Origin of the sequence: Proteus sp. G4380, assembly GCF_963885725.1 — a bacterium.
Lineage (GTDB): Bacteria > Pseudomonadota > Gammaproteobacteria > Enterobacterales > Enterobacteriaceae > Proteus > Proteus mirabilis.
This window is the reverse complement of sequence record NZ_CAWPAV010000062.1, coordinates 1-2,456: the sequence shown is the minus strand read 5'-3', so window position 1 is coordinate 2,456 and position 2,456 is coordinate 1. Positions and strand designations below refer to the sequence as shown.

General features: G+C 32.8%; 4 protein-coding genes. 2 read left to right on the top strand and 2 right to left on the bottom strand.

The genetic code is table 11. The features are described 5' to 3' along the window. Positions 1-2: 2 nt before the first annotated feature. Positions 3-701 (top strand): tetratricopeptide repeat protein, encoded by a 699-nt coding sequence (locus AACU98_RS05410; protein ID WP_337247565.1) that lies wholly within the window; start codon positions 3-5, stop codon positions 699-701. Positions 702-815: 114 nt separating this feature from the next. Continuing rightward, entirely contained in the window at positions 816-1,022 is a 207-nt protein-coding gene (locus AACU98_RS05405) for a hypothetical protein (protein ID WP_036919638.1), read from the top strand. A gap of 56 nt (positions 1,023-1,078) precedes the next feature. Here the strand turns inward: AACU98_RS05405 and AACU98_RS05400 are convergent, their stop codons facing one another. Together AACU98_RS05400 and AACU98_RS05395 are read right to left on the bottom strand one after the other, a co-directional pair. Then, positions 1,079-2,326: an MFS transporter gene (locus tag AACU98_RS05400; RefSeq protein WP_036919636.1), complete on the bottom strand. Its 1,248-nt coding sequence runs from the start codon at positions 2,324-2,326 to the stop codon at positions 1,079-1,081. An 11-nt stretch (positions 2,327-2,337) separates the two neighbouring features. Next, positions 2,338-2,456: Rid family hydrolase (locus AACU98_RS05395; protein WP_161735655.1), on the bottom strand; the 119-nt coding region annotated here is incomplete at its 5' end.

Here is a 2,456-nt window from a genome sequence, read left to right as displayed (position 1 = left end):
CAATCGGAGATGAATACCCTATTATCACAGAGAAAATGTTAAACTCAGGATATAACAAATTAGAGTTGCAGTATGATCCTCAATTACCTTTGATTACACCTTACCCTGAAAATAAAGAGCTTGTTTATCCCCTTATTGAAAAGGCTAAAAAAAATAACAATTCTAATGATAGCTATCTTATTGCTTCCATTTTCTTTGTTGGTTGTACTAATTTAAAATATAAAATTACTCATGAAAGTGATAAAAACCAGTGCGAATTATCACGTAATTTCTTAAAAAAAACATTAGCATTGAACCCTAAACATGGAGCAGCTCTATTCTATCAAGCCGTTATTTTTGAAAATGGTTATGGTGTTGAAAAAGATATAAACAAAGCAATTAAATACTATGACAAAGCATGTCGAATAAAAGGAAACAAAGTGATTATTGCTTGTGAAAATCTTTTTTCTATCTATTTGCATGGTAACAAAGGTGTTCCTCAAGATTTAAACAAGGCCAAAGAATATGCAAAATGGATTGCTGAAAATGGGAGCCAAAAATATCAAGAATATATAAAACGTTGGGATTACATTTTATTTTCTCTTGAATTAAGTTTAAAACTAAAAGAATGTAAAAAAAGTGGGATAAATGCATCTATATGTATCCGCAAAAGCAATAATGCACTCTTGGAATATGCCAATAAAATGTACCCAATTGAGTAATTATTTATTTCTACTTTATATAGAAAAAACCAGCCAATTTTTGTTGACTGGTTTTTCAATTTATATCATCAACTCAATTGAATACTGAGTGAATTATATTCTTATTGATTATGAGTGCTACTACGGCGACGTGGTACATTTTCGTTATTACCGCCCTCGCTCACCATTTACCTGAACAATTTGCTTAATCCATTAGAGCAAGAGCGTTTAGCCAAAACATTAAGTCGTTTACGCCAAGGCAATAAACAAAATATTGATTTATTATCGCCACCAGAAGAACGCTTAAAGTGCATTCCTTGTACTAGGTATAGCCGTATTTAGCTAATGCCAATCGATGAAGCAGTGTTTGCTATATCACAATTAAGCGGTGTCTATTTTTAAGCTATATTTAAAGTGTTATTTATCATTTTAATACGCTTAGCTAATATGGTTGCACAAATAAAACCAAGCAAACTAAAAGTGACCATAATACTAAATACATAGTTATATCCTTGAATGCCCTCAAAATTATCTAATAATGACCCATAGAGAGCATAAGCAAACATGGAAGGCATATAACCAATAATACATCCAAACGCCATCGCTGAACCTGCATATTGTCTTGGTGTTCCAATTTCATCCATTGGTGCAAAGAAAATAGCTCTTTGCGAGAAAATGATTGCACCGAAACCTAATGTTGCAGTCATACCTAAATAGACATTCATTGAGTCATGAGGCAACATAATGAAAATAGCCATTGCAATCGCAGATAATAAAAATGTCCATTTCAGATATATTGTTGGCGATTTTGCAACTTTGTCAGCTAAAAATCCGCCTAATGGACCACCTATCATTTTTAGTGCATATTGATTAATAATGCCATAGGCACCGATAAGGGCTATTGGTAGTGCGTAAATATCTTTTAAAAAAGGAATAAAATAAGTTAACCCACAGTAAGCAGAATAAACAAAGAAGATACTCATTGATGCTAACCATAAGTTAGGACATTTTACGACATTTTTAATCCCTTCCAAAACTTGGCGATTAGCTTCACTTGCTGAGGAGGTTTCCTTCTTATCGTCATTATCCACAATAAAATATGTAATTATACCTACTATTATTGTAGCAAGCGTATAATAAATTAATCCTGCTTGCATACCTGTTTTACCTTCACCAAATAAAACAAATATATAAAGAGCTCCCGAAGCTACTAGAACATCAACAACCCCTCGCCCAGCTTCTAGAAAACCAAACATACGTCCTTGTTCTTCTTTATTTCCTAATAAACGTACCGATTTTAGTAAAACAGGCCAATAAACAACCTCGCCGAAAAATGCCATTGCACCAAATGCAATTAAATAACCCGTAAAAGGAGGCAATGTGCTTAAATAAGCACCACATAAACCTACTCCAATTAAGCCCGCTGGTAATAAAATTTTCTTAGAGAAACGATCGGCAATATACAATGATGAAAATAATCCGATTGTTTGAATAATGGCATAAATAGTAAAGCCAAAACCAATTTGGGTGTTAGATAATCCCCAATCTTGTTGCATTGGCACATAAAATACATCTTTCATGCTGGATAGTTTGAATATAGTCCCACCACCCAAAATAAGAAAACATAATTTTCCCCATTTATTCATGATCATATTTCCTATTTTTTATAAGCGATAGCTTCTATTTCAATTAAAACATCTTTAGGTAGACGAGAAACTTCCACACATGAACGAGCTGGGTATTTTCCTGATGTAAAAAAAGAAGAATAAATATTAT